This window comes from Actinoallomurus acanthiterrae, from assembly GCF_054775715.1.
In genome coordinates this window covers 7,967,690-7,994,130 of record NZ_BAAHCO010000001.1, presented here as the reverse complement: position 1 = coordinate 7,994,130, position 26,441 = coordinate 7,967,690, and the positions used below count along the sequence as shown (strand labels likewise).

The following is a 26,441-nucleotide window of genomic DNA, read 5'->3' as shown; positions in this document are numbered from 1 at the left end:
ATCCGGCACCCCCCGAGAGAGGTGAAGACGATGGCTGTCACCGACCGTCGTGCCGCGACCCGCCGCCTGCACATTCGTTTGCCCGGTGTGGAGCCGGTGACCGAACGTGCCGCTGCTCGCTATGTGTGGGCGCTGGCCCGGTTGTCGCTGGGGTTCGTGTTCGTGTGGGCGTTCATGGACAAGTTGTTCGGGCTGGGGCATGAGACTACGAGCAAGCAGGCCTGGATTCACGGCGGTCACCCCACGTTGGGGTTCTTGAAGTTCTCCGCCGCCGGTCCGTTCAAGGGCTTCTATCACGGCATCGCGGGTGCGGCCTGGGCGGACTGGCTGTTCATGCTGGGCCTGGCCGGGATCGGTGTCGCGCTGATGCTCGGGATCGGTATGCGTATCGCCGCTGCGGCGGGCGCGGTGATGCTGGTGATGATGTGGGGCGTCGTTCTGCCCCCGGCCAACAACGTGTTCATGGACGACCACCTCATCTACGCGCTCCTCATCATCGGACTGGCCCTGGTGCGCGCCGGCGACACCCTCGGACTCGGCCACCGGTGGGCCAAGACCGATCTGGTCCGCCGCTTCCCCATCCTCAAGTGACCCTGCTGAAACCCTCTATCAAGGAAGGCGCAATGCGCACCACAGTGAAAGACATCATGACCACCTCGGTGGTCGCAGTCGAAGAGATGACGCCGTTCAAGGACATCGTCGACGTCATGCACCGTAAGCATGTCAGCGCCGTTCCGGTGCTCGACTCGACCGGGCAGGTACGCGGCGTCGTCTCCAAAAGCGACCTGCTGCTCAAGGAAGCCATTCCGGAGGCGGAGCACGAATTCCATATCACCCCCGAACGGCGCCGTGAACAGCACAAGGTGGCCGGTGCCGTCGCGGCCGACCTCATGACGGCACCGGCGGTCACGGTGCCCGCCACGGCGACGGTCGAGGAGGCCGCACGGTACATGTACCGGCACAAGATCGGCCGGCTTCCCGTCGTCGATGCCCTCAGCGGACATCTCATCGGCATCGTCGGCCGCGCCGACGTCCTGGCCGTCTACCGCCTGCCCGACGCCGACATTCGCGCGGACGTGCTCAACGAAGTGATCAAAGACGAGTTCGCCATGGATCCGACACGATTCGATGTGACAGTGAAGGACGGGCGCGTCACCATCAGGGGAACCGCGGAAAAGCGCTCACAGATCTCGCTGCTGATGGCTGCCGTACGTCAGGTCGAGGGCGTCGTTTCGATGCAGAGTCAGCTGGCGTACGAAACCGACGACGAATATGTCCCATTTCAGCAGTACTACTGATGTCACGACACTGCGGCGGTCCATTTCCGTCCGTGCCGGACGAGGGGCGAACAACGAAGGCGACGCTTCGTTCCTGACCGGCCCTACCGAGCGCACCCGCGAGGTCTGGGAGCACGTCAGCGCGATGTTCCCCGAGGAACGTCGGCGTGGCATCTCGGACGTCGACGCCGCGACGCCATCGTCGATCACCTCGCATGCGCCCGGATACGTTCTCCGCGACCGCGAGTTGATCGTCGGTCTGCAGACCGATGCCCCGCTCAAGCGCGCCATCATGCCGAACGGTGGCCTGCGCATGGTGGAAAAGGGCCTGGCGGCCTACGGGTACGAGCTGGATACGGCGGTTCGCACCGTTTTCACCGAGTACCGAAAGACACACAACGACGGCGTGTTCGACGCCTACACGCCCGAGATGCCACGGGCGCGGCGTTCGCACATCATCACAAGCAAGCCGAAGTGCAGGACGTCGTCTCCCGGGTCGTGTTGGCGACACGAAGCGGGTGCGGCCGGAACCGAAAGGCTTCGCTTCGAAGCGATGGGGAATTAGAGGCCGCGGCAACAGGCGGTCAGTATGGGGCGGCGCCCCCTCGACTTGGCCACGCAGACGTTCTAGAAGGAGATCACGCCATGCCGTTGACGGATGAGGAGCTGCGCCGGATCGACGCGTACTGGCGGGCCGCGAACTACCTGTCGGTCGGGCAGATCTATCTCCGGGGCAATCCCCTGCTCCGGGAACCGCTGACCCGTGATCACATCAAGCCCCGGCTGCTGGGTCACTGGGGGACGTCGCCGGGGCTGAACCTCTGCTATGTCCACCTGAATCGGGTGATCAAGGAACGCGATCTGGACATGATGTACGTGATCGGGCCGGGCCACGGCGGTCCGGCGGCGGTCGCGAACGCCTGGCTCGAGGGCACCTACAGCGAGGTCTACCCGCCGGTGTCGCGCGACGCGGCGGGCATGGCCCGGTTGTTCGGTCAGTTCTCCTTCCCCGGCGGCGTGCCCAGCCACGTCGCGCCCGAGACCCCCGGCTCGATCCATGAGGGGGGCGAGCTGGGCTACTCCCTCGCCCACGCCTATGGTGCGGCGTTCGACAACCCGGACCTGGTCGTCGCCTGCATCGTCGGCGACGGTGAGGCGGAGACCGGGCCGCTGGCGGCCGGCTGGCATTCCAACAAGTTCCTGGACCCGGCGGCCGACGGCGCGGTCCTGCCGATCCTGCACCTGAACGGGTACAAGATCGCCAACCCGACCGTGCTGGCTCGTATCCCGGAGCATGAGCTGGTGGCGCTGCTGGAGGGGTACGGCCATCGGCCGATCATCGTGAGCGGGGACGAGCCGGCGGACGTGCACCGGAAACTGGCCGATGCCCTGGACGACGCCGTGGACGACATCGCCCGCATTCAGGCGTCGGCCCGCGGCGGCTCGACCGAACGGCCCCGATGGCCGATGGTCGTGCTGCGGACGCCGAAGGGGTGGACCGGCCCGCGCGAGGTCGACGGGGTGCCCGTCGAGGGCACCTGGCGCGCCCACCAGGTTCCGCTCGCCCGGGTACGGGAGGACCCGGAGCATCTGGCCGCGCTGGAGGCGTGGCTGCGTTCGTACCGTCCGGAGGAGCTGTTCGACGAGGACGGCAGGCCGGTTCCGGAGTTGCTGGCGCTGCCGCCCGAGGGCGAGCGGCGGATGAGCGCCACCCCGCACGCCAACGGCGGTCTGCTGCTGCGCGACCTGGCGCTGCGCGACTTCCGCGCGTACGCCGTGCCGGTCGACAAGCCGGGAACGACGTTCAGCGAGGCGACCCGTGTGCTGGGCGGCTTCTTGCGGGACGTCGTCGCCGACAACGCCGACAGCTTCCGGATCATGGGGCCTGATGAGACCGCCTCGAACCGGTTGTCGGCCGTCTTCGAGGTCACCGATCGGGTCTGGGAGGCTCAGCGGTTGGCGACCGACGAGCACCTGGCCACCCGTGGCCGGGTCATGGAGGTGCTGAGCGAGCACCTGTGCCAGGGCTGGCTCGAGGGGTACCTGCTCACCGGACGGCACGGGCTGTTCAACAGTTATGAGGCGTTCGTGCACATCGTCGACTCGATGTTCAACCAGCACGCCAAGTGGCTGTACGTCACCCGCCGCCTGCCGTGGCGGCGGCCGATCGCGTCACTGAACTACCTGCTCAGCTCCCACGTGTGGCGGCAGGACCACAACGGCTTCACCCACCAGGACCCGGGCTTCCTCGACGTCGTGGTGAACAAGAAATCGCAGATCGTCCGGGTCTACCTGCCGCCGGACGCCAACACGCTGCTGTCCGTGGCCGACCACTGCCTGCGTTCCCGGGACTACGTCAACGTGATCGTGGCCGGTAAGCAGCCCGCGCTCACCTGGCTGTCGATGGACGAGGCGGTCCTGCACTGCACGCGCGGCATCGGCATCTGGGAATGGGCGAGCACCGACGCGGGCGCCGACCCCGACGTCGTTCTGGCCTGCGCCGGCGACATCCCGACCCTGGAGACCCTCGCGGCCGCCGATCTGCTCCGCCAGTACTTCCCCGACCTGCGGGTCCGCGTCGTCAACGTCGTCGACCTGATGCGGCTGGAGCCCGACACCGAGCACCCGCACGGGCTGTCCGACGCCGAATACGACGCGCTGTTCACCACAGACAAGCCCGTGATCTTCGCCTTCCACGGCTACCCGTACCTCATCCACCGCCTCACCTACCGGCGGCACGGCCACGATCACCTGCACGTCCGCGGCTACAAAGAGGAAGGCACCACCACCACGCCGTTCGACATGGTGATGATGAACGACCTCGACCGGTTCCACCTCGTCATGGACGTCATCGACCGGCTGCCGCAGCTGGGCGGCCGGGCCGCGCACGTACGCCAGCAGATGACCGACCGCCGCATTCGCGCCCGCGCCTACACCCGCGAGCACGGCGAGGACACGCCGGACGTGGCGGACTGGGTATGGCCGCACGGAGGAGGCCAGTGAGCGAACAGCCGGCGGGGCCTGTGCCTCCCGCTCCGCCCGCGAATCCGGCATGCGCGAGCTTGTCGGCGCCGATCCGGCCGCGCTGCGCATCGTCGTCTGTCACCTGGGGGCCGGCGCCTCGCTGTGCGCGGTGGCCCACGGCCGTTCGGTGGATACGACCATGAGGTTCACACCGCTGGAAGGACTGGTCATGGCCACCCGCTCCGGCAGCGTCGACCCGGGCCTGCTGCTGTGGCTGCAGCAGCACGCCGGCCTGCCCGCCGGCGACCTCGCCCAGGCGCTCGAGCAGGAGTCCGGGCTGCTGGCCCTCGCGGACACGGCCGACATGCGGCGGATCCTCGCTCGCAACGACCCGGAGGCCACGCTCGCGCTGGAGGTCTGTCTTTTCGGTCCGTAGCATCCGGGCCCGTTCGTTGCGGCCGAGCCAGTCGTACAGTTTCTCGCTGCCGAACGCGAAGAGGGCGATGATCGGGTTTTGCGGGTTCAGCGCTCCGCCCTCCTCCAACTCGAATACGCCGTCGCTGAACATCTCCGACCAGACGGCCAGCCCGCGCCGGTCTGGCAGTGAGCTGAGGACGGAGTTGGGCATCGCGCCTGAAGTGGACGTTCTCCGGGACGAGGTGGGCCACCCGGTCGCCGATGACGAGGGACGAACCGAATCTGCGTGGTCGGGGAGATCAGCAGGCGTCCGAATCGATGGCCGGTTCGGTATGGCTGAGCTTGAGCAGCAGTTCCGCGGTCGGCCAGCCCGGCGCAGATGCAGGTAGCCGAGTGCGGACTGCACCAGCATGAGGGCGGCGCCGACTGCGTATTCAGGCCGAGTGCACCGAAAGGCCAAGGCTGGGGCTGTCGTTACACGTCTAGTCCGCCCCCTTATGGCTGGCCGGCTTCGTGGAGTGTGCGGTAGCCGCCTTCGCGGCTCAGGAGTTCGCCGTGGGTTCCGCGTTCGACGACGATGCCATCGTCCATGACGATGATCTCGTCGATTTCTTCCAGGTTGTCCAGGTCGTGGGTGATCAGCAGAGTGGTGTGCCCGTGAGTGGCGGCGAGCAGGTCGGCGGTCAACGCGCGCCGGGTGGCCGTGTCCAGGTGGGCGGTCGGTTCGTCCAGGATGAGGATTTCCGGGTCGGCGAGGAGGGCCCGGGCCAGTGCCAGTCGCTGGCGCTCGCCGCCGGATAGGGCGATGCCGTGGGCGCCGACCATGGTGTCCCAGCCGTCGGGCAATGATTCGATCCGTGTCAGGAGGCGTGCGCGTGCTGCGGCGGCGCGTAGCTCGGGGTCGGATGCGCCGGGGCGGGCGAGCCGGAGGTTTTCCCGGACGGTGGTCGCGAAGATGTGGGGGTCCTGCGGCACGCCCCCGATGACGGCGCGTACGTCGTCGGCGGTGTAGTGGGTCAGGTCGACGCCGTTGAGTGTGACAGTCCCCTCGTCCAGGTCGCGGAAGCGTAGCAGCACCGCGGCCAGAGTGCTCTTTCCCGCACCGCTGGGCCCGACGAGGGCGACGCGGCGACCGGGGGTGAGGTCGAGGTCGATTCCGTCCAGCGCCCACGGGTCGCCGGGGCCGTACCGGAGGCGGGCGCCGCGGACGCGGACGGTGACCGGCGTCGTAGGGGCGGGTGCGGCATGCGTGGGTTCGGGCATCGGGTCGGGTGCGTCGATGATCCCGGTGATCCGGCGTGCTGCCGCGCGGGTCTGGCCAAGTTGCGCCGCCACCGCCGGTAGCGCGCTGACGGTCTCGAAGGCGGCCAGTGCGGTCAGTACGAGGACGGCGAGCGGTACGTGGGGCAGGTCCGCCCGGATGCCCAGTAGGAGCGCGGTCCAGACCGTCAGCCCACCGATCAGCGTGGTCGTGCCGGTGCCGAGGGCTTGGACCATCGCGGTGCGGCGGGCCTGAGCGGTCAGGTCGGAGTCGGCGTCGTGCACCTGCCGCAATGCGTGTTCGGTGGCGCCGTAGGCGAGCAGCTCGCGGGCGCCGTTCAGCGCGTCTACGGTCGAGGCGGTGAGCCGGGCCCGGGCGGCCGTGGTGCGCTGCCCGGCCCGTCGGGTGGCGATGACCGACAGCCATGGCACGGCGACGCCCGCCAGCAGCAACCCGGTGGCGAGCACGAGGCCGCCGGAGTGCAGGAGCGCGCCGCAGAGCGCGATGGCGCCGACGCCGGCGGCGAACGCGGACAGGAGTGGGATCAGCCCGCGAATGATGAGGTCCTGAGTGGCGTCGGCGTCGGAGACGAGCCGGGTGAGCAGATCGCCGGAGTCGGCGCGGCGCAGCGGCACCAGTCGTTCCAGCTGTGTGTACAGGCGCACGCGCACGTCGGCCAGGGTACGGAAGGCAACGTCATGGGACGTGAGCCGTTCGGCGTAGCGGAGCACGCCACGGCCGATGCCCAGCGCGCGCACCGCGACGACCGCGATCGCCAGCGCGGTGACGTTCGGATGTTCGGCGGCCCGCGCGATCAGGTAGGCGGACGTGGCGAGCAGCGCGATCCCCGCGGCGGTGGTGGCCGCGCCGGCGAGGGCGGCGAGCGCGAGCCGGCCGCGGAGCGGCCGGGTGAAGGACAACAGCTTCAGCAGTGCGAAGTCGGAGGTCATGCGGCCATCTCCGGTTCGGTGCATCGCCCGGCGTCGACGGTGAGGATGCGGTCGGCGTGACGGGTCCAGGCGTGGTCGTGGGTGATTAGTACGACGGTGCGCCCGGTCATGAGCCGTTCGACCGCGTCCCGGACGAGGTGGGCGCTGTGCGGGTCGAGGTGGGCGGTGGGTTCGTCCAGCAGGAGGAGCGGCGCGTCGCGGAGGAAGGCGCGTGCCAGCGCGATCCGCTGCCGCTGCCCGGCCGACAGCCGCAGACCGTGCTCACCGACCTCGGTGTCGTAGCCCGCGGGAAGCTCCTCGATGAAGCCGGGCCGCGCCGGCGAGCCGCGCGGCCCGCTGTACGTCTTCCTTAGAGGCGGCCATGCCGAGGCGGATGTTGTCGGCGATGGTCGTGGCGAACAGGTGGGGGCGCTGCGGAACCCAGGCGATCTGTTCACGCCACCGCTCCACCGTAACGTCGGCGAACGAGGTATGTCCGGCGGTCGGCTCGGTGAACCGCAGCAGCACCGACAGCAGCGTCGACTTGCCGGCCCCGCTCGGGCCGGTGACCACGACCCGTTCCGTCGGGCGGAGGGTCAATGACACCTCATTCAGCACGGGTGTATCGCTGTCGGGATGCCGGACGGTGACGCCGTCGAGCCGGATGACGTCCCGGCTCAGGTCCGCGCGGGCGACGCCCGTCGTCGGGCCGGGTACCGGTGCCTCCAGGATTTCCAGGGCGCTCTGCGCTGCGGTGACACCTTCCATGCTCGCGTGGAACTGGGCGCCGACCGCCCGCAGTGGCAGGTACGCCTCCGGCGCCAGGAGTAGGACGAGCAGCGCGGTCTCGTACGGTATGCCGCCGCCCAGCAGCCGGAGCCCGACCTCCACGGCGACGAGCGCGACGGCGAGGGTGGACAGCAGTTCCAGGACCAGGGCGGACAGGAACGCGATCCGGAGGGTGGACATCGTGGCGCGCCGGTGCGCGCCGGTGATGTCGCGGATGACCTTCGCCTGGGCCTTGGCCCGGCCGAACACCTTCAGGGTGGGCAGGCCCTCGACGACGTCGAGGAAGTGCCCGCCCAACCGTTCCAGCAGGTGCCACTGCCGTTCCGTCCGTGCCTTGGTGTGCATGCCGACCAGGACCATGAAGACCGGGATGAGGGGCAAGGTCACGGCGATGACGAGGGCTGAGAGCGGGTCGGCGCCGGCGACGACGACCAGCACGGCGAGCGGTGTGATGCAGGCCAGGACGAGCTGCGGCAGATACCTGGCGAAGTACGCGTCGAGGGCGTCGAGGCCGCGCGTGGCCAGGGTCGCGACCTCTCCGGTGATACGGCCCGCGTTCTGGCCGGGCCCGCGCACGGCGTGTGGGACGAGCCGCCGCCGCAACTGTGACTTCACGGCCGCGGCGGCCCGCAATGCGGCCGCCTCACCGCCGTAGGTGACAAGTGCGCGCGCCAGGACCACGGCCAGCAGCACCGCCAGTGTCGCCCTGCGGGGGCCGGAACCGGCGAGCGCGTGCGCCAGCAGCCTCGCCTGGGCGAGCACCAGCCCGGTCAGCACGGCACCCAGCACAACGGCACCGATCAGGTGGGTGCGCGCCGCGCCGGCGTATCGCAGCAGCCGGGGATCGAGCGGTCTCATGCCGCCGTCCGGCCCGGCGCGGTGCGGCCGCCGCCTCGGGAGGAGATGGCGGCGCGGGTCAGCCGCTTGCGGAAGACCCAGTATGTCCACCCCTGATAGGCCAGCACCACCGGCGTGAAGACGACGGCGACCCAGGTCATCACCGTCAACGTGTAGTGCGTGGAGGATGCGTTGTGGACGGTGAGACTGAACGCGGCGTTGGTGGTCGACGGCATGACGTCCGGCCACAGGTTCCCGAAGAGGGTGGCCACGGCCAGGGCGAGCGTCACGGCGGTCCCGATGAAGGCCCAGCCCTCTCTGCCTCGGATCCCGGCGGTCACGCCGCCGACCAGGGCGAGGGCTGCCGCGAGCGCGGTCGCCCACGTCGCCGGCCTGCCGTACGCGACCTCGGTGAAGATGAGGAAGGAGGCGGCGATCACCACGACCAGCGGGCACCACCGGGTGAGCAGCGCCCGCGCACGGTGACGCACCTCGCCGTCGGTCTTCAGGGCCAGGAAGACGGCACCGTGCAACGCGAACAGCCCCAGCGTGGCGAGCCCGCCCAGCAGCGCGTACGGGTTGAGCAGCGTGACCAGGTTCCCGGTGAACCGGTGGGCGGCGTCGAGCGGGACTCCGCGGACCAGGTTCGCGAACGCCACGCCCCACAGCAGCGCCGGTATCGCCGATCCCCAGAAGATGGCCCGGTCCCAGTTGCGCCGCCACCGGTCGCCGTCGATCTTGCCGCGGTACTCGAACGCCACGCCGCGCACGATGAGCGCGACCAGGATGACCAGTAGTGGCAGGTAGAAGCCGCTGAACAGCGAGGCGTACCACTCGGGGAAGGCGGCGAACGTCGCACCGCCCGCCACGAGCAGCCAGACCTCGTTGCCGTCCCAGACCGGGCCGATCGCGTTGACGATGACCCTGCGGTCGGTGTCGGCGTGCGGGTCGCGGCGCGGGGCCAGGACGGGCAGGAGGATCCCGACGCCGAAGTCGAAGCCTTCCAGGACGAAATAGCCGGTCCACAGCACCGCGATGAGGATGAACCAGACGGTGGTGAGTTGCATTCAGGTCTCCGGGTCAGTACGAGAAGGCGGGCGCGGGCTCGTCTGAGGTGGGTTCGCCGGTGGCCGGCGGAGGGCCGGTGCGCACCTGGCGCACCATGAGCACCGCGGCGATGACGGCCAACGCCGCGTACAGCAGGGTGAGCACCGACAGCGAGGTCACGACCGAGGCGGTCCCGACACCGGGCGAGACACTGTCCTTGGTGCGTAGTACGCCCATGACGGTCCAGGGCTGGCGGCCCATCTCGGTGAAGATCCAGCCCATCGTGTTGGCCAGGAACGGCAGTGCCATCGACGCGAGCGCCGCGCGGTGGAACCAGCGGTTGTCGCGCCCGCGGCGCAGGAGCCACAGTCCGGCCAGCGCGAGCAGGCCGGCGAGGAACCCGAAGCCGATCATGAGCCGGAAGGACCAGTACGTCACCGGGATGACGGGCTTGTAGTCGCCGGCACCGTACTTCTGCTCGTAGGAGCGCTGGATGTCGTCGATGCCCTCGACCTTGCCGTTCGGGTCGCCGGTGGCCATGAACGACAGCACGTGGGGCGCCCGGGCGCTCCAGACCTCCTGGCCACCGTCCAGGGATCCGATGGTGAACAGGGAGAAGGACGCGGGTGCCGAGGTGTTGTACAGGGCCTCGGCGGCGGCCATCTTCATCGGCTGCTGCTTTGTCATGATCCTGGCCTGCAGGTCGCCGGAGACCGTGGTGGCGACGGCCGCGAGAAGTGACACGACCAGTCCGAGGCGCATCGCGCGCCGGAACAGCGCCACCTCGCGGCCGCGCATGAGGTGCCAGGCGCTGACGCCGATGAGGAACACCCCTGCGGTGATGAACGCGCCCGCCAGCACGTGCGGGTAGGTGACCAAAGTGGTGGAGTTGGTCAGCAGCTTCCAGATGCTGGTCAGCTCGGCCCGGTGAGTGACCGGGTTGATCCGGTAACCGACCGGATGCTGCATCCAGGAGTTCGCGGCCAGGATGAAGTACGCCGACAGGTTCGTGCCGATCGCGGCCAGCCAGATCGTGGCCAGGTGCAGACGCGGCGGCAGCTTGTCCCAGCCGAAGATCCACAGGCCGAGGAAGGTCGACTCCAGGAAGAAGGCGAGCAGTCCCTCCATGGCCAGCGGCGCTCCGAACACGTCGCCGACGAAACGGGAGTAGTCCGACCAGTTCATCCCGAACTGGAATTCCTGCACGATGCCGGTGACGACGCCCATCGCGAAGTTGATCAGGAACAGGGTGCCGAAGAAGCGGGTCATCCGCCGGTACAGCGGGTCCTTCTTGACATGCCAGATCGTCTGCATCACCGCGACCAGGGCCGACAGGCCGATGGTCAGCGGCACGAAGATGAAGTGGTAGACGGTCGTGATTCCGAACTGCCATCGGGCCACATCGAGCGCGTTCACGTGGTCTCCGTCATGTGGTGGGTCTGAGTCAGGGCTCTTGCCGGGTGATGTCGGACCCCGGCCGCCGTACGCTTCCGTGGTGGCCCCCGGCGTGGCCGATGCGCAGCAGCATCTGAGGAAAGGCGCCATCGCAGAACCGCGAGCGGATGAGAGCCCTCAGCTCGCCGATCTCCAGTGCCTGAGTGTGGAAGGCGGCGGAGACGTCGTCCTCGGCGGCGCACAGCAGGATCCGTTGCAGGGCCATTCCCGCCGCGAGCCAGTCGGCCGGGGTGTCACCGGAGGTCATGAGCAACAGGACCTTGCCGGTCACCGCAGCGGTCAGATGGTCGGGCTTCTCCTCCGCATGACCCCAGCCCATGCCGCGCGCGAAGTCACGCACGGGGAAGGAGGGGTCGGTGTGCGCAGGCTCGCGCGGATAGGCGCCGGAATGGACACCGTCGTCCCGGTGGCTGCCGGGGGCGGGTGCCCATCGGGCGACTTCGGCGACGTACGCCGGATTCAGCCGCTGGATCTGCTCGCCGGCCTCAGACAGCGCGGCCAAGGCCAGCTTGGCGCGTGGATCGGCGACGAGCCGGAGGGCGGTGCCCTCCTGCCGCGCCTGTGTGTGCAGCTTCGGCACCAAGGCGGTGGGCAGGTCGTCCGGGGCGAATCCGCGGCGGTGGGTGCGGCGGGTCTTGACCTGAGCGAACATCAGGTCTTCGGCAGGAGTGGCCGGACGTTGGCCGCTGAAGTCGACATCGGCGAGCAGACCCGGTCGCCCTGGATCGGGCAGCAGCCGAATCTCAGGCACCCGGCCGAGATGGCGAGCGGCCAGCCGGAGGTTGAACAGTGCGGCGCCGCAGCTGATGAGCATCTCGCGGCCATCCGGATCGGCTACCTTCAGGCGCCGGTCCGGGTCGGCCTGTACGCTCAGCCGCGATCGGTGCACGCCGAACGACCACGGCTGGGTGTTGTGCACCGACGGCGCCCAGGAGGCGGCCTCGATGAGCACGGCGGCGACATCGTCCTGTGTTCTCGTCATCGTCTGTCCCTGTCAGCGGTGCGTCCTTTGGAAAGGAGACAGCGCGGGCCATGCGCCCGTGCTGTCTGTTCCGGTCACTTCCGGACGGGGAAGTGGCGGACCAGGCGGGTCCTGCTCCGGAGCATTTCCGGATGCCTTCACCTAACGCCGGCCGCCGGGGGCAGCCGCAGAGCCGAAAGCACGCAGGCGGGCGGGACTTTCGTCCCCGCGCGGGAACAGAACGGTCGGAAACAGACCGCAGAGTTACAGCCGGCCGGTCAACCGGTCGGCCAGTTGGCCGGTCGGTCCTTCAGGTTCCGGTCCGGGTGACGGGCTCGTCCAGCGGATCGATGTGCGTCAGGTCGAACCTGCCGCCGGTGATGTACTGGGATGAGATGCCGATGAATCGAGCGTTCGGTGCCTGCGTCCATGGCCGAAGTCCAAACCCGGCGTGCGTATCGTCCGCGGGGTCGTCGAGTAGCTGTGCGTGCCCGGTGACGGTTACCCACCAGCCGTTCAGCGTGTCGCGGTGGAGGTGGTCGACTTCGAAGGCCACCACGGTGCCGAGGGCGGCCGCGGCCAGCGTGGAATCGGATCCGGTGCGGATGATGACCATCTCGCCGTCGAGGACGAAGTTCACCGGCATGACCGCCGGCAGCGCCTGATGGGTGTAGACCACACGACCGATCGGCACGGATTTCACCAACGTGAGGCACTGCGCACGGTCGAACGCCGGAGACTCACCCACATCGGTCTTCATGACTCAACGATGCCGTTCGCCCCCTGCCACCGGATGAGGCGAAAGTCCCGTCTCGGCAAGCGTACGGCGCCGCTCCGCGGATCCACTCAGGCGGATAAGGGCCCAGTGCTCACGGCCACTCGGAACGTCGGTCACGTCCTGTCCGGGTGCAGCGGGACGCGCCAGTTGAGAAGGGTTCCGCCTCCGTCGCGGGCGTGGACGTCGAAGGTGCCGCCCAGGGTTTCGGCACGGGCGGCCATGTTCGCCAGCCCGCTGCGCCGGCTCGTCTGCTCGAGGATGCCGACGCCGTCGTCGGCGACCCGTAGCAGCAGGTCGGGACCGGCGACGACATTGACATCGACGCGCGTCGCGTGAGCGTGGCGGGCGACGTTCGACAGGGCCTCCTGGACGACGGCGAGAAGGTTCTCGCCGACCGCGTCGTCGACGGTCACATCGATCGGTCCCTCCAGGCGTACGGAGGGGGCGAACCCCAGGCTTTCGGCCATGCCGTCGATGACGTCATGGAGGCGGGAGCGCAGACTCAGCCGGCTCGTCGGGAGGCGCCTGCAACGCGAAGATGGTCGAGCGGATCTGCCGGATGGTGTCGTCCAGGTCGTCGACCGCGTGTTGGACGCGTCGCGTGACGTCCGGTTTCTGGGTGATCTTGATAGCGCTCATCAGCGTCATCGCGGTCGCGAACAATCGTTGGATGACGGTGTCGTGCAAGTCCTTGGCGATCCGGTCCCGGTCCTCGAGTACGACGAGCCGTTCGGCGTCGCGCCGCCTTTCGGCCAGTTCCAGCGCGATCGCGGCCTGAGCGGCGAACGTCTCCAGGAGCTGCCGCATCGGCTCGCCGAACATGATGTGGCCGGTGACGTTCGCCACCGACAGCACTCCCCGCGCGGCCGCTCCGATCCCGAGCGGTACCGAAATCGCCATTCCCAGCTGTACGTCCGTCGCCGGCGACGTGGACTCATCGACCTTCAGCAACATCTCTGAAGAGCCGCTGGCGAAGACCTTCGCGGCGATGGCCTGGTCGAAGGGCGGACGGTTCAGCAGGTCGGTGCCCCGAGCATCGGAGGCCCGCACGACCAGCCTCTTCTCCGGGCCCTCAGGCAGCGACACGGTCGCCAGGTCGGCGTCGCAGATGTCCCGTGCGCGCCGGACCACCAGGTCCAGGACGTCGGCGGGAGGGGTGCCGGACAGCAGCGCGGTCGTAACCTCCGCTGAGGCCTGCAGCCAGCGCTCGCGGCTGCGGGACTCTTGGTACAGGCGGGCGTTCTCGATCGCCACGCCCGCGGCGGTGGCCAGCGCCAGGACGATGCTCTCGTCCTCGTCGTCGAACTCTCCGCCGTCGGCCTTCTCGGTGAGATACAGGTTCCCGAACACTTCGTCGCGGACCCGGATCGGCACCCCGAGGAACCGCCGCATCGGCGGATGGTTCGCCGGGAACCCGTACGACTCGGGGTGCGCGGACAGGTCAGGGAGCCGGATCGGCCGGGGATCCTTGATGAGCAGGCCGAGGATGCCCAGACCGTGCGGCCAGTGTTCGAGGGCGTCGATCTGTTCCTGGGTCACGCCCGTGGTGATGAACCGGGCCAGCCGGTCACCCTCCCCGATCACGCCCAGCGCCCCGTAGCGGGCGTCCACCAGCGTGGCCGCGGTCTCGGCGATGCGGCGCAGCATGGTATCCAGTTCCAGATCACTGCCGATCGACACGATCGCCTCGAGCAGCGTGTGCACGCGATCACGGGTCGCCAGCACGGCCGCGATCCGGCCCTGCAACTCGGTGAGCAGGTCATCGAGCCGCAGCTGGGGGAGTACCGGACGCGTGCGATCGTCACCGGTAAGGCCTTCAGCGAACACCGGTACATGTCCTTTCGGCGCCGTGGGGCCTCCATCATCGCCGTGACCACCGTACGACGCCAGGCCGTGTGGTGAAGGCGATGCGGCCAAAGCGTTGAACGAGGCGGTCCGCGCCGTAGTGGGAAGTGAGAGCTCTGCTCCGATCCGTTCCACGGTCGTGGAGGGCAACCCGTCCGAGGCGCTCGGACAACGCGTCCCGTGACGCGGAGTTCTCGGTAGTCGGCGACCGCGGGCGTGGTGGCTTCGCCGGACTGTTGCTCGGCTCGGTCAGCCGGCAATGCGTCAATCACGCTCACTGTCCTGCCGTGGTGGTCCGCGACCGTGCCGCAACGCACGGCAAGGCCCGACACGCGGGGACGAAGGTCCCCTGCCGGCACGGCTTTCGTCTCTGCGATACGCCTGGTCGTACGAGGTTGAGTTAAGGCAGCCGGAGCCGATCCGGCACCCCCCGAGAGAGGTGAAGACGATGGCTGTCACCGACCGTCGTGCCGCGACCCGCCGCCTGCACATTCGTTTGCCCGGTGTGGAGCCGGTGACCGAACGTGCCGCTGCTCGCTATGTGTGGGCGCTGGCCCGGTTGTCGCTGGGGTTCGTGTTCGTGTGGGCGTTCATGGACAAGTTGTTCGGGCTGGGGCATGAGACTACGAGCAAGCAGGCCTGGATTCACGGCGGTCACCCCACGTTGGGGTTCTTGAAGTTCTCCGCCGCCGGTCCGTTCAAGGGCTTCTATCACGGCATCGCGGGTGCGGCCTGGGCGGACTGGCTGTTCATGCTGGGCCTGGCCGGGATCGGTGTCGCGCTGATGCTCGGGATCGGTATGCGTATCGCCGCTGCGGCGGGCGCGGTGATGCTGGTGATGATGTGGAGCGTCGTTCTGCCCCCGGCCAACAACGTGTTCATGGACGACCACCTCATCTACGCGCTCCTCATCATCGGACTGGCCCTGGTGCGCGCCGGCGACACCCTCGGACTCGGCCACCGGTGGGCCAAGACCGATCTGGTCCGCCGCTTCCCCATCCTCAAGTGACAACTGCGCCCCTGAGGGAGAGCGCGTGGCGAAGAGCCCGCGCTCTCCCTTCGCTCGTATCCGGCGAGGACCCCGAAAGGACATAAGACGATGGACGGTTCGCCGGAGCACTCCGATCCCGAACGCCCGCTCAGCGGGGAATCATCGCCACCGGCAACGCCCGGGTTGACCGACGCACAGGCGGCGGCGATCCGCCGCACCGCCGGTCCGAACGCCGTCCGGAGTCATCGGACCAGTCCCTTGGCGGTTCTGTTGCGTCAGCTGCGCAGCCCCCTTCTCGTGCTCCTCATCGTCGCCGCGGGCGTGTCGTTCGTCGTCGCGGAGCGGACCGACGCGATCGTCATCGCCGTCATCGTGGCGATGAGTGTCGGCCTGGGTTTCTTCAATGAGTACCGCGCCGAGCAGGCCGTGAGCGCATTGCACGAACGGCTTCGCCACCGCGCCCTCGTTCACCGCGGCGGCCGCCTGGTCTCCCGGGACGTCGCCGAACTGGTTCCGGGTGACGTGGTCGAACTGCGGCCGGGTACGGTCGTTCCCGCCGACGTCCGCCTCATCATGGCCCGTGCGCTGGAGTGCGATGAGGCGGTGCTCAGCGGTGAGTCCCTCCCGGTGGCGAAGGGGCCCGCCGACACGGCGCTCATGGGCACGGTGGTCGCATCGGGCACCGCCACCGGGCAGGTCACCGCGACCGCGGCGCGTACGGCATTCGGCCGGATCGCGGCCGGTCTGGGGGAGCGGCAGCAGCAGACCGCCTTCCAGGTCGGGCTGGGCCGGTTCTCAATGCTGCTCGTACGCGTCGCTGCGGTTCTCACCGCAGGGATCTTCGTGGTGAACCTGCTCCTGCACCGGCCATTCCTCGACGCGCTGCTTTTCTCGCTGGCGATCGCGGTCGGGATCACCCCTCAGTTGCTGCCCGCCGTGGTCACCACCAGCCTGGCGACCGGAGCGCGGCGGCTGACCCGCCTGAAGGTCCTCGTCAAGCGGCTGGTCGCCATCGAGGACCTGGGCGACATCGAAGTGCTGTTCACCGACAAGACCGGAACCTTGACCCGGGCGGACATCACGCTGCGTGAAACCGTACCGGTCGCCGACGGCGCTGACGACATGACATTGCTGTACGGCCTGTTGTGCACGGGGATCGGCCAGGCGGAAGGCTCCGATCCGCTGGACGCGGCGCTGTGGCGGGCGCCTGACGCACGAACGCTGCCGACCGACCGCTACCGGCGCCTCGACGACCTGCCATTCGACCACGAACGCCGGATGGCGTCCGTACTGGTCGAGTGCCCGGACGGCGCACGGATCGTCATCACCAAGGGAGCGCCCGAAGCGGTCTTCAGATCCTGCGGGGAGGTCCCCGAAGCAGCGCGTGCCCTCGCCGAGCGGCACTTCGCGGATGGCGCCCGCGTCATCGCGGTGGCGACCCGGCCCGCCGGTGATGGCACCGGGAGGCTGACGCGATCGGATGAGAAGGACCTGTGGCTCAGCGGTTTCCTCGTCTTCGTCGACCCGCCCAAACCCGACGCGGCCGACGCACTGGCCCGGCTCGCTGCGGTGGGAGTGACGGTGAAGATCGTGACCGGGGACAACCCGCTGGTGGCGCGGAAGGTCTGCGCCGACCTCGGGCTTGGCATCGCGGAGGTGCTCACCGGCGAGGACATCGAAAGGCTCGACGACGACGAGTTGCGCCAGGCGATCTCCCGGACCACCGTCTTCGCGCGCATCGGCCCCGAACAGAAGGCACGGCTCGTCAGGGCTCAGCGCGAGCACGGCTTGGACGTCGCCTTCCTGGGCGACGGCGTCAATGACGCCCTCGCGTTGCACGCCGCCGATGTCGGCATCTCCGTCGATTCGGCCACCGACGTGGCCAAGGACGCAGCCGACGTCGTGCTCCTGGAGAAGGACCTCGCAGTCCTGGCGGACGGCATCGTCGAGGGGCGCCGGATCTTCGCCAACACGATGAAGTACGTGCTGATGAGCACGGCGAGCAACGTCGGCAACATGTTCTCCGCCGCCGCGGCATCGGCGCTGCTGCCGTTCCTGCCGATGCTCCCCGGCCAGATCCTGCTGAACAATCTGCTCTACGACACGAGTCAGCTCGCCATTCCCACCGATGCGGTCGATGAGGAGCAGCTCGCCCGCCCCGCGCGCTTCGACCTTGGGCTGATCCGCCGCTTCATGCTCGTGTTCGGCCCGCTCAGCTCGCTGTTCGACCTCACGATGTTCTGGCTGCTTCGAGCTGTCTTCGACGCCGGCCCGTCGCTGTTCCGCGCGTCATGGTTCGTGGAGTCCCTGGCGACCCAGACGCTCGTCATCTTCCTCGTACGGACTCGCCGGACGCCCTTCTGGCGGAGCAGGCCCGGCGCCGTCGTGGCCGCGGCCGCCCTGGCGGTCGTCGCCGTCGGCGCGGCGCTGCCCTTCATGCCGTTCGCGGCCGATCTGGGATTCTCGCGGGTCACCGGGGCGATCCTCGCCGTCACCGCCGGAATCGTCCTGGCGTATCTGGCGCTCGTCGAACTCATCAAGGCGCGGTTCTACCGAGCCCAGCCGGTACCCGACCTCGGTCGCGGAACACATCCGCACCGTCGCCTCCATCGCCGGTCCGCGCCCTTCAGCATCCCCGGCCCGATCCATCCGCTCAGTAGACGGCACCCGGGCCAGCGACGAATGACGGGCTGAGCCATCGACGTGACCGGACGTCGATGGCTCAGCCCCGCACACTCCCGTACGAAGGCGGCGTCATCGCCCTCTTGACACGCCATCCATCTAGGAGCCCTTGCCGATACGGCGGCCGGTGATGCGCGTCGGCCGGATCCGCAGGTACAGTTCCCGCACACCCCCCGCCCACGGTTCGACGCCTGCTCGTCGGACCGATGCGCGTTCGTCCTCGGACTCCACATGATGCAACGAGCCCTGAACCAGGACGCTCCACCCCTGTTGCGCTGTCGGGTCGAGCTCATCGATTTCAAAGGCGACCTTGTACTCGGCGTTCGCGATCCCGGTACGGAGGTCCTCGTCGGTCGGACTGTCCTGGGCGGTTCGGAAGACGATGGTGCCCTCGTGCAACCCATAATTGACCGGAAGGATCGTGAGACCGTAACGGCCGACGTAGCCCAGCCGCCCGACGCCGCCTGGTGAGATCAACCGTAGACACTCGGCCTCGTCCAGGGAGATCAGCGTCGCTGCGCCACCGACCCGGTCATCTCTCGCAGGCCCGGCCTCAGCCGAACCGGCCATGTCACCATTCATGTCATCACCCACATCAGTTGTTCCTATTCCAGATCCGCAGGTCATCCGATCGTCTTCCTTAATGGGCGGGTACCGGGGTTCACGAGGCGATCCGTCGCGGTCAGAGCGGTCTGCAGGAGACGGTGTCACCGGTCGCCTGCTCGTATGCGTTGTGCTCCGTCGACGTCGGCGGGGCGGGAGGCCGAAGGCTGTCCGGGGTGGAGGATGCGGTCGAGGCGTACGGCGGCGTAACCGAGGACGGACAAGGTCAGCACGATCGCCAGGTCGGTGGCACTGAGTGGCCGGGTGCTCAGGAGTTCGCGGAGCGGCGGTAGGTACAGGCCCGCGAGTTGCAGTGACAGCGCGGAGGCGACGGCGACCGGGAGCATCGGGTTGGCCCAGGTATGTGGCCGGGACCGGGAGCCCAGGGCGACGCCCAGCTGGGTCGCGCCGAGGGCGAAGAACGCCATGCTCTGCCAGGGGCGGCCGGTGTGCTGGGCCCAGACGGCGACGCCCAGGGTGACCGCGGTGAGGACGAGGGCGATGCGCGGCACCCGCTGCCACAGGCCGGCGCCCATGATGCTCTGGGAGGGCGGGCGAGGTGCCCGGCCCATGGCGCCGGGTTCGGCGGGTTCGCCGCCCAGGGCGACGCCGGGCAGGCCGTGGGTGAGCAGGTTGATCCACAGGATCTGGGCGGGCAACAGCGGCAGAGCGAGGCCGAACAGCGGGCCGAACAACATCACGGCGATCTCCGCGGCACCGCCGGACAGGGCGTAGACGAGGAAGCGGCGGACATTCGCGTAAACACGGCGGCCCTCGTCGACGGCGGCGACCACGGTACCGAGGTCGTCATCGGCCAGGACCAGGTCGGCGGCCTGGCGGGCGACCTCGGTGCCACGCGCCCATGGCCAGACCGATGTCGGAACGGCGCAGCGCGGGCCCGTCGTTGACGCCGTCCCCGGTCATCGCGACCACCTCGCCGTGGTCGCGCAGGGCCTGGATGATGTCGAGTTTCTGACCGGGCGTGGCACGGGCGAAGACGGCGGCCTCGGTGAGGTCGGGTTCGCGCAGCCGCCGGCAGTCGACCACCTGGTCGTCGGCCTGGATGATGCCCAGTTCGGTGGCGATGGCGCGGGCGGTCCCCGGGTGGTCGCCGGTGATGAGGATCGGCCGGATCCCTGCGCGGCGGCAGGCGGTGATGGTGGCGGCCGCCGCCGTACGCGGGGGATCGACGATCGCGGCCAGGCCGAGGAGCCGCAGGCACTGCTCGGGATCTTCATCCGGCCGGGGGCGGTCCGGCCGCTCGGCCCACGCCACGGCCAGCACGCGGAAACCGGCCTGGGCGAGCCGATCCGCCCGGTCGGCGGCCCTCGCCAGGAGCGCTGAGTCGTCGGCCAGAACGGCCGGGGTCAGCATGGTCTCCGGCGCGCCTTTGCATACGACCCGGAACCGTCCGTCGGGCAGGCGGTGCATGGTGGTCATGCGCTTGCGTTCGCTGTCGAAGGGGCGTTCGTCGCAGCGCGGCAGCCGTTCGTGCAGGGCATGGCGGTCGATGCCCAGCTTGGCGGCCGCCGCGAGAAGAGCCGCCTCGGTGGGGTCACCGAGCGCGGACCACTGTGTGCCCGCGCCGTCGGGCGGAGACAGGCGCGCGTCGTTGCACAGGGCGGCGGCCGTCAGGAGGTCGGTGAACCCATAGGGGTCGGGTCCGTCGAGCTCGTGGTCACCGACGTGGATCTGGCCGTCGGGCGCGTACCCGGAACCGGTGATGGCGGCCTCGGCCGTGGGCGTCCAGAGTCGGCGTGCGACCATGCGGCCCTCGGTGAGCGTGCCGGTCTTGTCGGTGGCGAGCACGGTGACCGACCCGAGCGTCTCCACGGCCGGCAGTTTGCGGACCAGGGCGTCGCGTGCCGCCATCCGGCGGGCGCCCAGCGCCAGGCTCAGTGTGACCACGGCAGGGAGCGACTCGGGGACGGCCGCGACCACGAGGCTGATCGCGGTCACGAGCATCAGCTCGACCGGCTGCCCGCGGACCAGGCCCGCGGCGAGCACGATCGCGCACAGTACGACGGTCGCCCCGGCGAGCAGCCGACCGACGCCGACCAGGCGTCGCTGCAACGGCGTGAGCCCGGCGGGCCGGCCGAGCATCGCCGCGATCCGCCCGGTCGCGCTGGCCGTCCCGGTTGCGGTGACGACCGCCCGGCCACGCCCCTTGACGACGACCGTGCCCGCCGACACCGATCCGTCCCCGGACGTCGGCTGGGCGGGTGCCGTCTTTTCCACCGGCACCGATTCGCCGGTCAGCGAGGATTCATCCACCAGCAGCGCCGCCGCCTCGACGATCGTCGCGTCCGCAGGGATGATGTCGCCTTCGGCGAGCATGAGTAGGTCCCCGACGACGACGTCGGCCGCCGGGATCTGGCGCTGTGTCCTGTCCCGGAGTACCCGTGCGGTCGGCGCGGTCAACTCGGACAGGGCGCTAATCGCGTGGTCGGCACGGATCTCCTGGCTGACCCCGACGGTGGTGTTCACGACGATCACCAGGAGGATCACGGCCATGTCGGTCTGGTCACCTGTGGCGATGGTGAGCGCGGCCGCGACCAGCAGGACCAGGATGAGCGGATCGCGCAGCTGGGACGCGATCCGTCTCCACAGCGGGACCGGAGGGCGCTGCGGCAGGACGTTCGCCCCGTCCCGGGCCAGACGTGCGGCGGCATCCGCCGACGACAGCCCCTCCAAGGCCGCCTGCTGAGCGGCCTCACCTTCGATCATCGCTTCCACCCACATGCCATGGTGTCGCCGTGGCGGTCACGAAGCGCGCCTTCAATAGGTCACGAAGCATGCCTTCAATACTGGAAAGACTGAGCTCACGTCGGCAGGGACGAACGTCCCGCCTCGCTAGGTCTGCCGCACCGCCCTGGTGCCGCAGCGGTCGCGGGCGTCGCGCCGAGCGCCGTACGATCGGTCGTCCGCACTCGCCTGGATCGCGTGACGCACGGGTTCAAAGGCGGGTGACGGCCGCCCGACCGGGCGTGCACGACCGGAGCACCGACACGACGGGGCGGGCGTCTGAGGTCTGGCTACCGCAGCCGGTCCGGGGCATGTTGGAAGACGAGCGTGGGGTCGGCCTGGTCCTCGGCGTCGTTGAGAACCGTGTCGCCGCCTGGTTGTCGCTCACCGCCTTGGCGCGTTCGGCCAGGGGCGGGTACATGGTCTGGAACTCGTACCGCTCCTCGGCGATGGCCTTGGTCAGGTCGGTGACTTCCGCAGTGCTTTGGCGGGTTGACCTCGAGGTGTCGAGCTCAACCAGCCAAAGTCGAGCGCTGGAAATCGGGCTACTGAACATGATCGCATTGAAGCGAGTGCAGACGTTGGCGCGCACGACCGCGGCGGCCGAGTGGGAGGACCGGGCGGGAACGTCGCTGATCTGACCGCGCGCCATCCGCTCGGTGACCAGGGCGCTGGTCAACCCGCTCGCGCTTCCGACGGTACGTGCACCCACGGCGACCAGCGAGCATGCTGTGATCGTGGCAACCGCCATCGCTGTGCTGACCGCTCTGCTGGCGGCGTGCTGCTTCGGCGTCGCCGCCGTCGTGCAGCAGGCCGCGGCCTCCTCGATCCCCGAAGCGCAATCCCTGCGGCCGCGACTGATCTGGGCGTTGGCCCACCGGCCGCTGTGGCTGGCCGGAATCAGCATGTCGGTGGCGTCGTACTTCATCCAGGGGGCCGCCCTGGCCTTCGGCTCCCTGGTGCTCGTCATGCCGCTGGCCTCCACCGACCTGCTGTTCGCTCTACCGCTGATCGCCTGGCGCCGCGGTCAGCGCCTCACCTCGGCCGAGGTGACCGGGGCAGCATGCACCGCCGGAGGTGTGGCCGCCTTCTTGACGGTGCTTCCCCATACCGCTGGAGCGGCCGCACCAGGGTTATGGGACTGGCTGCCGCTCCTGCTGGTCACCGCATCATTGGTGACCGTGCTGGTTTCGGCCGGGCTCCACAACCCCGGCCGTCGTCGGACGGGCATGTACGCGGCCGCCGCCGGGCTGCTCTTCGCCCTGCTCGACGCCCTGACCAAGGCCACCGCCGATCTGCTGCGCAACGACGGTTTGGCCGCGTTGTGGCACTGGGAACCGTACGCGCTGCTCGTCATCGGCGGCACGGGGGTGCTCCTGGCACAAAGCTCCTACCAGGCGGGATCACTGGCGATCAGCCTGCCCCTCATCGACACCCTCGAGCCGATCGGCGCCGTCCTGATCGGAACCCTGATCTTCCAGGAACGTCTCGCCTCGTCCTGGGCACTGGCCATCCAGATCCTTGGAGCACTCCTGGCCGTCACCGGGATCACCATCCTGGACCGATCACCCCTCGTGCGGACCTGACACAAGGACAAGTCGATCCAACCCTTCCCGCATGTGAGACATCGTTTACGCGAACCGCCATGAGCATTGAAGACCTTTACTGGGTCGGCCGTTGGCGATCGCTTCGCCGGGTAGGCGTTTTGGTAAGGCCGCGGTGTCCATTGTCATCCGATGTGGAGGTCTTCTCGTGATTCCCTTCCTGAGAGGAGCGCTGACGACCGGCGCGTTCACCATCGCCTTCAGTACCCCGGTAGGCGGGGCGCTCGTCGCCTCGGCCCTGGCGGCGGGACCTCCCGCCGCGCCTTCGGCGCGGGTCCCGAACCCGCAGAGCCGCGCCGACCTGGACCAGTCCATGAAGGGTGAGGCGTTCGCCAACGCCTCTTACCGGCTGTACGCCGACCAGGCTCGGCGAGAAGGACTGCCATCGGTGGCTCGCTTGTTCGACCGCACCGCCAACGTGGAACTGAACGAGCACTTCAAGGAGGAGGCCGCACTCAGCGGCCTGGTGGGCAGCGACAGCGGCAATCTGCGTGCCGCCGAGGCCGGTGAGACCTATGAGTCCCAAACGATGTATCCCGGGTTCGCCCAGCAGGCCAAAACCGACGGGGACGGCAACGCGGCGACCACCTTCTCCGAAATCGCCGACGACGAAGCCGTCCATGGCAAAGCGTTCGGCACCGCGCTGCGCGTGACCGAGTCCAGGCAGGGCAGCGTCCCGGCACCGCCGAAGGTCGATCCGGTGCAGGTCCCCGCCGGACCGGCGATGGTGCACGCCGAGCGCACAAAAGCCAACCTCGACACCGCCATGCATGGCGAGGCCCTCGCCCACGCCAAGTACCGGCTGTACGCCGAGCACGCCAAGAACCCGGCCGTGGCACGGCTGTTCCGCGGCAACGCCGACGTCGAACGGCGCGAGCACTTCGCCGACCAGGCCAAACTCGCCGGGCTCGTCGGAACGACCCGCGCCAACCTGTCCAAGGCCATCAGCGGCGAGCAGTACGAGTCCCGGACCATGTATCCGACCTTCGCCCAGCGCGCCAAGGCAGCGGGCGACAGCGAAGCGGCGACACGCTTCTCCCACAACGCCGACGACGAATCCGGTCACGCCCGCGCCTTCCAGCGGGCCCTGAACCGGCTGCCGTAGCCATGCCCCCAACGCCGGTGAGCTTCATCAGCATGCCGGCATGCTTCATTGCCGCCGGTTGAACCCGCCGGGGTAGGAGACGGACATGGTCTTCGGCCTGCCGATGCATCCGCTGGTCGCCCACGCCGTCGTGGTCTGCGTACCGCTGGCGGCGCTCGGCGCGATCCTCATGGCATTCTGGCCCGCCGCAGCGCGTCGCCTGTGGCCGGCGGTCCTGTTCGTCGCGACCATCGGGCTGATCGCCGTCCCGCTGACGACCCAAAGCGGCGAGTCCCTCGAAGAACGCGTTGGGGAGAAGGAACTCGTCGAGGCCCACGCCAAGCAGAGCGAGCAGGTGCTGCCGTTCGTCATCGTGTTGTGGCTGTCCGTCGTGGGCATCTGCCTCTTGATCTACTTGGCCCGACGGACGTCACGATCGCCGGGTGGAGGCGGCGGGCCCAGATCGCGGTGGCGACCCGTCGCGACGGTCCTGCTCGCCACGATGGCGCTGGTGGGCGGAATCGGAGGCGTAGTCGAGGTCGTGCTCGCCGGCCACAGCGGCGCAAAGGCCGTCTGGACGAAGTAACTTCCTGACACAATCAACGCGATCGCCGCTGCCCACGCCGCCATCGCCGCCCCGGGACTCGACCGGCATCGCATCGATCGACAAGCGGGTCCGCGAGCTGCGTGTACTGGTCGAAATGTCTCAGGACATCGGAATGACCCGAACCCTCAATGGGTTTGAGGTCGCTCGACCCCACCCGCGACTACCAACCCACCGGCCGGTGACGAAGTGAGCGTTGAGGACGGCTCGTCAAACAGGCCGGTCGCGCTGGCGGATTCGACCGGGGAGCTGCTGTGCAGGCCTAAACCCCGCTGCAGGTGCGGCCACCGAGCCGGCGCCTGGTCGTTCGCGGCCACACGCGACCGGTATCAGACGGATGAGACGTACACCTCAACGGCACCGCTCGCCTCTCGTACGGCCAGGCGGGGGAGGGCACGAGGTCGTTTCGGTAGCCGGTGGTACAGGACTGTGCCGTCGAATGCGAAGAGTGCTTGATGGCAGGGGCAGCGCAGCCGTGTGCCGGCCTCCAGGTGCAGGCGGCAGCCCTGGTGAGTGCATACGCGGGAGACCGCCCGCAGTCGGCCGTCGGCGCGGGTCACGAAGCCGGTGACGCTGCCGACGTCGAAGGAGCGAACGGCGCCTTCCGGGAGGTCGGCGGTGGCCATCACCGGACGCCACCTGCCGTTGAAAGGTGTCAAGGTGCCCCCGCCTCGCGGTGTCGTGCCGCTGGTGAGCACGTGATCGATCGTCGCGCCCGCCACGGCGCCGGTGGCGGCGAGCGCGCCTCCCAGCACCAGGCGGCGCCGGATCGGCATTGGTGCCGCCCTGGTGTCCGGCTGGGCGAGGCGACGGTGCAGGTCGGCGACGAACTCCTCGCGTGGCGCGTCTGATCCCGGACGGGCGGCACGCAACTGGATGGCGACGCGTAGCGCGTCGGCGTCCGCCTCGTTGACCGGGAAGGAGCGCGGGCGGCGGCCCTTGAGCAGATCCTCGATGTAACGTCGCAAGCCCTTCATGGCCACCTCCCGATCTCTTAAGTTCTGATGGGGACCTTTCTCACTTGGGAGGTCGGGGCGTATCGATCGATAGGTCTGACACCACTGCGGTGCGATCAAAAACGCTTCCCGTGCCGGTTTGGTCTGCTTTGGACGTGTGGGGGCTTGCGGAGAGCGTGTCCAACCGACCGGGAACCGGTGACGTTCATCGGCGTTCTCGCAGCAGCTCAAGGCGTTCTTTGTATTCGTCAGTGTCGATCTCGCCGCGGGCAAGCCGTTCGGCCAGGATCTCCTCTGGTCGTGGCACCAGTTTTGTTGCATCCGGCGGACCAGTGCGTCGGGCGCCGCCGATGTAGCGGACCAAGGCGATGATGCCTGCGATGAGCAAACCCCAGAACAGGATCGTCGTGATTCCCATGCCCAGCCAGTAGCCGGGGCCGTAACCCCACATCATCGCCGAATACCTCCCGTGGGGCACGCCAACGTTCAGACAGTCCCCAGCATGCGCCTGACAACGCTCCAGTCCGTAGGGCCGTTGGCCCCGCGGGCGGGCATCGATAGTCCCGCCATCCACCGGGCCAGTGGGCTGCTTCATGAAGTCGCCGAGCTCCT

At 69.0% G+C, this 26,441-nt stretch carries 25 protein-coding genes and 1 pseudogene; 12 read left to right on the top strand and 14 right to left on the bottom strand.

Annotation, left to right across the window (positions count from 1 at the left end; translation table 11 throughout):
- Positions 1 to 30 precede the first annotated feature (30 nt).
- The 5 genes from ACYVF7_RS37730 to ACYVF7_RS37710 all read left to right on the top strand — a co-directional run bounded on the left by ACYVF7_RS37730 (position 31) and on the right by ACYVF7_RS37710 (position 4,677).
- Positions 31 to 591, top strand: coding sequence for a hypothetical protein (locus ACYVF7_RS37730; protein WP_460350152.1), 561 nt, complete (start codon positions 31 to 33; stop codon positions 589 to 591).
- Positions 588 to 1,298, top strand: coding sequence for a CBS domain-containing protein (locus ACYVF7_RS37725; RefSeq protein ID WP_460350150.1), 711 nt, complete (start codon positions 588 to 590; stop codon positions 1,296 to 1,298). Before ACYVF7_RS37730 ends, ACYVF7_RS37725 begins: the two co-directional genes overlap by 4 nt.
- Positions 1,273 to 1,842, top strand: coding sequence for a pyruvate formate lyase family protein (locus tag ACYVF7_RS37720; protein ID WP_460350148.1), 570 nt, complete (start codon positions 1,273 to 1,275; stop codon positions 1,840 to 1,842). Before ACYVF7_RS37725 ends, ACYVF7_RS37720 begins: the two co-directional genes overlap by 26 nt.
- A gap of 80 nt (positions 1,843 to 1,922) precedes the next feature.
- On the top strand, positions 1,923 to 4,280 hold the full coding sequence (locus ACYVF7_RS37715) for a phosphoketolase family protein (protein ID WP_460350146.1): 2,358 nt from the start codon (positions 1,923 to 1,925) through the stop codon (positions 4,278 to 4,280).
- Positions 4,281 to 4,329: 49 nt separating this feature from the next.
- Complete coding sequence (locus ACYVF7_RS37710; RefSeq protein WP_460350144.1) at positions 4,330 to 4,677, top strand: hypothetical protein; 348 nt, start codon at positions 4,330 to 4,332, stop codon at positions 4,675 to 4,677.
- Between the two features lie 476 nt (positions 4,678 to 5,153).
- On the opposite strand, the gene cydC is transcribed toward ACYVF7_RS37710, so the two are convergent.
- The 9 genes and pseudogenes from cydC to ACYVF7_RS37665 form a co-directional block, all read right to left on the bottom strand.
- Complete coding sequence (cydC, locus tag ACYVF7_RS37705; protein ID WP_460350142.1) at positions 5,154 to 6,869, bottom strand: thiol reductant ABC exporter subunit CydC; 1,716 nt, start codon at positions 6,867 to 6,869, stop codon at positions 5,154 to 5,156.
- Between the two features lie 134 nt (positions 6,870 to 7,003).
- Positions 7,004 to 7,093, bottom strand: a pseudogene (locus ACYVF7_RS37700) (ABC transporter ATP-binding protein); the annotation flags it as partial.
- 37 nt (positions 7,094 to 7,130) lie between these two features.
- Positions 7,131 to 8,495 (bottom strand): thiol reductant ABC exporter subunit CydD, encoded by a 1,365-nt coding sequence (gene cydD, locus ACYVF7_RS37695; RefSeq protein ID WP_460350140.1) that lies wholly within the window; start codon positions 8,493 to 8,495, stop codon positions 7,131 to 7,133.
- A complete protein-coding gene (gene cydB / locus ACYVF7_RS37690; RefSeq protein ID WP_460350138.1) occupies positions 8,492 to 9,541 on the bottom strand; it encodes a cytochrome d ubiquinol oxidase subunit II in 1,050 nt (349 codons plus the stop codon). Before cydB ends, cydD begins: the two co-directional genes overlap by 4 nt.
- Positions 9,542 to 9,554: 13 nt before the next feature.
- A complete protein-coding gene (locus tag ACYVF7_RS37685; protein WP_460350136.1) occupies positions 9,555 to 10,937 on the bottom strand; it encodes a cytochrome ubiquinol oxidase subunit I in 1,383 nt (460 codons plus the stop codon).
- Positions 10,938 to 10,965: 28 nt separating this feature from the next.
- On the bottom strand, positions 10,966 to 11,958 hold the full coding sequence (locus tag ACYVF7_RS37680; protein ID WP_460350134.1) for an Acg family FMN-binding oxidoreductase: 993 nt from the start codon (positions 11,956 to 11,958) through the stop codon (positions 10,966 to 10,968).
- Between the two features lie 289 nt (positions 11,959 to 12,247).
- A complete protein-coding gene (locus ACYVF7_RS37675; protein ID WP_460350132.1) occupies positions 12,248 to 12,697 on the bottom strand; it encodes a pyridoxamine 5'-phosphate oxidase family protein in 450 nt (149 codons plus the stop codon).
- A gap of 131 nt (positions 12,698 to 12,828) precedes the next feature.
- Entirely contained in the window at positions 12,829 to 13,182 is a 354-nt protein-coding gene (locus tag ACYVF7_RS37670) for a sensor histidine kinase (RefSeq protein ID WP_460350130.1), read from the bottom strand.
- 13 nt (positions 13,183 to 13,195) lie between these two features.
- Entirely contained in the window at positions 13,196 to 14,542 is a 1,347-nt protein-coding gene (locus ACYVF7_RS37665; RefSeq protein WP_460350128.1) for a GAF domain-containing protein, read from the bottom strand.
- 125 nt (positions 14,543 to 14,667) lie between these two features.
- Here ACYVF7_RS37665 and ACYVF7_RS37660 point away from each other — a divergent pair, with 125 nt between their 5' ends.
- From ACYVF7_RS37660 to mgtA, 3 genes are all read left to right on the top strand, one after another.
- Positions 14,668 to 14,964, top strand: a complete 297-nt coding sequence (locus ACYVF7_RS37660) for a universal stress protein (protein WP_460350125.1) — start codon at positions 14,668 to 14,670, stop codon at positions 14,962 to 14,964.
- Positions 14,965 to 15,008: 44 nt separating this feature from the next.
- On the top strand, positions 15,009 to 15,569 hold the full coding sequence (locus ACYVF7_RS37655; protein ID WP_460350122.1) for a hypothetical protein: 561 nt from the start codon (positions 15,009 to 15,011) through the stop codon (positions 15,567 to 15,569).
- Between the two features lie 90 nt (positions 15,570 to 15,659).
- Positions 15,660 to 18,245, top strand: coding sequence for a magnesium-translocating P-type ATPase (gene mgtA / locus ACYVF7_RS37650; RefSeq protein ID WP_460350120.1), 2,586 nt, complete (start codon positions 15,660 to 15,662; stop codon positions 18,243 to 18,245).
- A gap of 87 nt (positions 18,246 to 18,332) precedes the next feature.
- Here mgtA and ACYVF7_RS37645 read toward each other — a convergent pair whose 3' ends face one another.
- The 3 genes from ACYVF7_RS37645 to ACYVF7_RS37635 all read right to left on the bottom strand — a co-directional run bounded on the left by ACYVF7_RS37645 (position 18,333) and on the right by ACYVF7_RS37635 (position 21,563).
- Positions 18,333 to 18,860, bottom strand: a complete 528-nt coding sequence (locus ACYVF7_RS37645) for a pyridoxamine 5'-phosphate oxidase family protein (protein WP_460350118.1) — start codon at positions 18,858 to 18,860, stop codon at positions 18,333 to 18,335.
- An 80-nt stretch (positions 18,861 to 18,940) separates the two neighbouring features.
- Positions 18,941 to 19,630: a cation transporting ATPase C-terminal domain-containing protein gene (locus tag ACYVF7_RS37640; protein WP_460350115.1), complete on the bottom strand. Its 690-nt coding sequence runs from the start codon at positions 19,628 to 19,630 to the stop codon at positions 18,941 to 18,943.
- Between the two features lie 13 nt (positions 19,631 to 19,643).
- A complete protein-coding gene (locus ACYVF7_RS37635; RefSeq protein WP_460350113.1) occupies positions 19,644 to 21,563 on the bottom strand; it encodes a cation-translocating P-type ATPase in 1,920 nt (639 codons plus the stop codon).
- A 329-nt stretch (positions 21,564 to 21,892) separates the two neighbouring features.
- Between ACYVF7_RS37635 and ACYVF7_RS37630 the strand changes: the two genes are divergently transcribed.
- The 4 genes from ACYVF7_RS37630 (at position 21,893) to ACYVF7_RS37615 (ending at position 24,855) form a co-directional block, all read left to right on the top strand.
- Positions 21,893 to 22,222, top strand: a complete 330-nt coding sequence (locus tag ACYVF7_RS37630) for a hypothetical protein (protein ID WP_460350111.1) — start codon at positions 21,893 to 21,895, stop codon at positions 22,220 to 22,222.
- A 96-nt stretch (positions 22,223 to 22,318) separates the two neighbouring features.
- Positions 22,319 to 23,167, top strand: coding sequence for a DMT family transporter (locus ACYVF7_RS37625; RefSeq protein ID WP_460350108.1), 849 nt, complete (start codon positions 22,319 to 22,321; stop codon positions 23,165 to 23,167).
- A 166-nt stretch (positions 23,168 to 23,333) separates the two neighbouring features.
- A complete protein-coding gene (locus ACYVF7_RS37620) occupies positions 23,334 to 24,290 on the top strand; it encodes a ferritin family protein (RefSeq protein ID WP_460350106.1) in 957 nt (318 codons plus the stop codon).
- Between the two features lie 85 nt (positions 24,291 to 24,375).
- Entirely contained in the window at positions 24,376 to 24,855 is a 480-nt protein-coding gene (locus ACYVF7_RS37615) for a DUF2231 domain-containing protein (protein WP_460350104.1), read from the top strand.
- Positions 24,856 to 25,202: 347 nt separating this feature from the next.
- Here ACYVF7_RS37615 and ACYVF7_RS37610 read toward each other — a convergent pair whose 3' ends face one another.
- Both ACYVF7_RS37610 and ACYVF7_RS37605 read right to left on the bottom strand, forming a co-directional pair.
- Positions 25,203 to 25,850 carry a Rieske (2Fe-2S) protein gene (locus tag ACYVF7_RS37610; RefSeq protein WP_460350103.1) on the bottom strand — a complete coding sequence of 216 codons (648 nt, stop codon included), beginning with the start codon at positions 25,848 to 25,850 and terminating at the stop codon, positions 25,203 to 25,205.
- 184 nt (positions 25,851 to 26,034) lie between these two features.
- Positions 26,035 to 26,283, bottom strand: coding sequence for an SHOCT domain-containing protein (locus ACYVF7_RS37605; protein ID WP_460350101.1), 249 nt, complete (start codon positions 26,281 to 26,283; stop codon positions 26,035 to 26,037).
- Positions 26,284 to 26,441: the final 158 nt, after the last annotated feature.

Coding starts and splice junctions, on each gene's coding strand:
- ACYVF7_RS37730 (WP_460350152.1), top strand. CDS start 31: ATGGCTGTCACCGACCGTCGTGCCGCGACCCGCCGCCTGCACATTCGT.
- ACYVF7_RS37720 (WP_460350148.1), top strand. CDS start 1,273: ATGTCCCATTTCAGCAGTACTACTGATGTCACGACACTGCGGCGGTCC.
- ACYVF7_RS37715 (WP_460350146.1), top strand. CDS start 1,923: ATGCCGTTGACGGATGAGGAGCTGCGCCGGATCGACGCGTACTGGCGG.
- ACYVF7_RS37710 (WP_460350144.1), top strand. CDS start 4,330: ATGCGCGAGCTTGTCGGCGCCGATCCGGCCGCGCTGCGCATCGTCGTC.
- cydC (WP_460350142.1), bottom strand. CDS start 6,869: ATGACCTCCGACTTCGCACTGCTGAAGCTGTTGTCCTTCACCCGGCCG.
- cydD (WP_460350140.1), bottom strand. CDS start 8,495: ATGAGACCGCTCGATCCCCGGCTGCTGCGATACGCCGGCGCGGCGCGC.
- cydB (WP_460350138.1), bottom strand. CDS start 9,541: ATGCAACTCACCACCGTCTGGTTCATCCTCATCGCGGTGCTGTGGACC.
- ACYVF7_RS37680 (WP_460350134.1), bottom strand. CDS start 11,958: ATGACGAGAACACAGGACGATGTCGCCGCCGTGCTCATCGAGGCCGCC.
- ACYVF7_RS37675 (WP_460350132.1), bottom strand. CDS start 12,697: ATGAAGACCGATGTGGGTGAGTCTCCGGCGTTCGACCGTGCGCAGTGC.
- ACYVF7_RS37670 (WP_460350130.1), bottom strand. CDS start 13,182: ATGGCCGAAAGCCTGGGGTTCGCCCCCTCCGTACGCCTGGAGGGACCG.
- ACYVF7_RS37655 (WP_460350122.1), top strand. CDS start 15,009: ATGGCTGTCACCGACCGTCGTGCCGCGACCCGCCGCCTGCACATTCGT.
- mgtA (WP_460350120.1), top strand. CDS start 15,660: ATGGACGGTTCGCCGGAGCACTCCGATCCCGAACGCCCGCTCAGCGGG.
- ACYVF7_RS37645 (WP_460350118.1), bottom strand. CDS start 18,860: ATGACCTGCGGATCTGGAATAGGAACAACTGATGTGGGTGATGACATG.
- ACYVF7_RS37635 (WP_460350113.1), bottom strand. CDS start 21,563: ATGATCGAAGGTGAGGCCGCTCAGCAGGCGGCCTTGGAGGGGCTGTCG.
- ACYVF7_RS37630 (WP_460350111.1), top strand. CDS start 21,893: ATGTTGGAAGACGAGCGTGGGGTCGGCCTGGTCCTCGGCGTCGTTGAG.
- ACYVF7_RS37615 (WP_460350104.1), top strand. CDS start 24,376: ATGGTCTTCGGCCTGCCGATGCATCCGCTGGTCGCCCACGCCGTCGTG.
- ACYVF7_RS37610 (WP_460350103.1), bottom strand. CDS start 25,850: ATGAAGGGCTTGCGACGTTACATCGAGGATCTGCTCAAGGGCCGCCGC.
- ACYVF7_RS37605 (WP_460350101.1), bottom strand. CDS start 26,283: ATGATGTGGGGTTACGGCCCCGGCTACTGGCTGGGCATGGGAATCACG.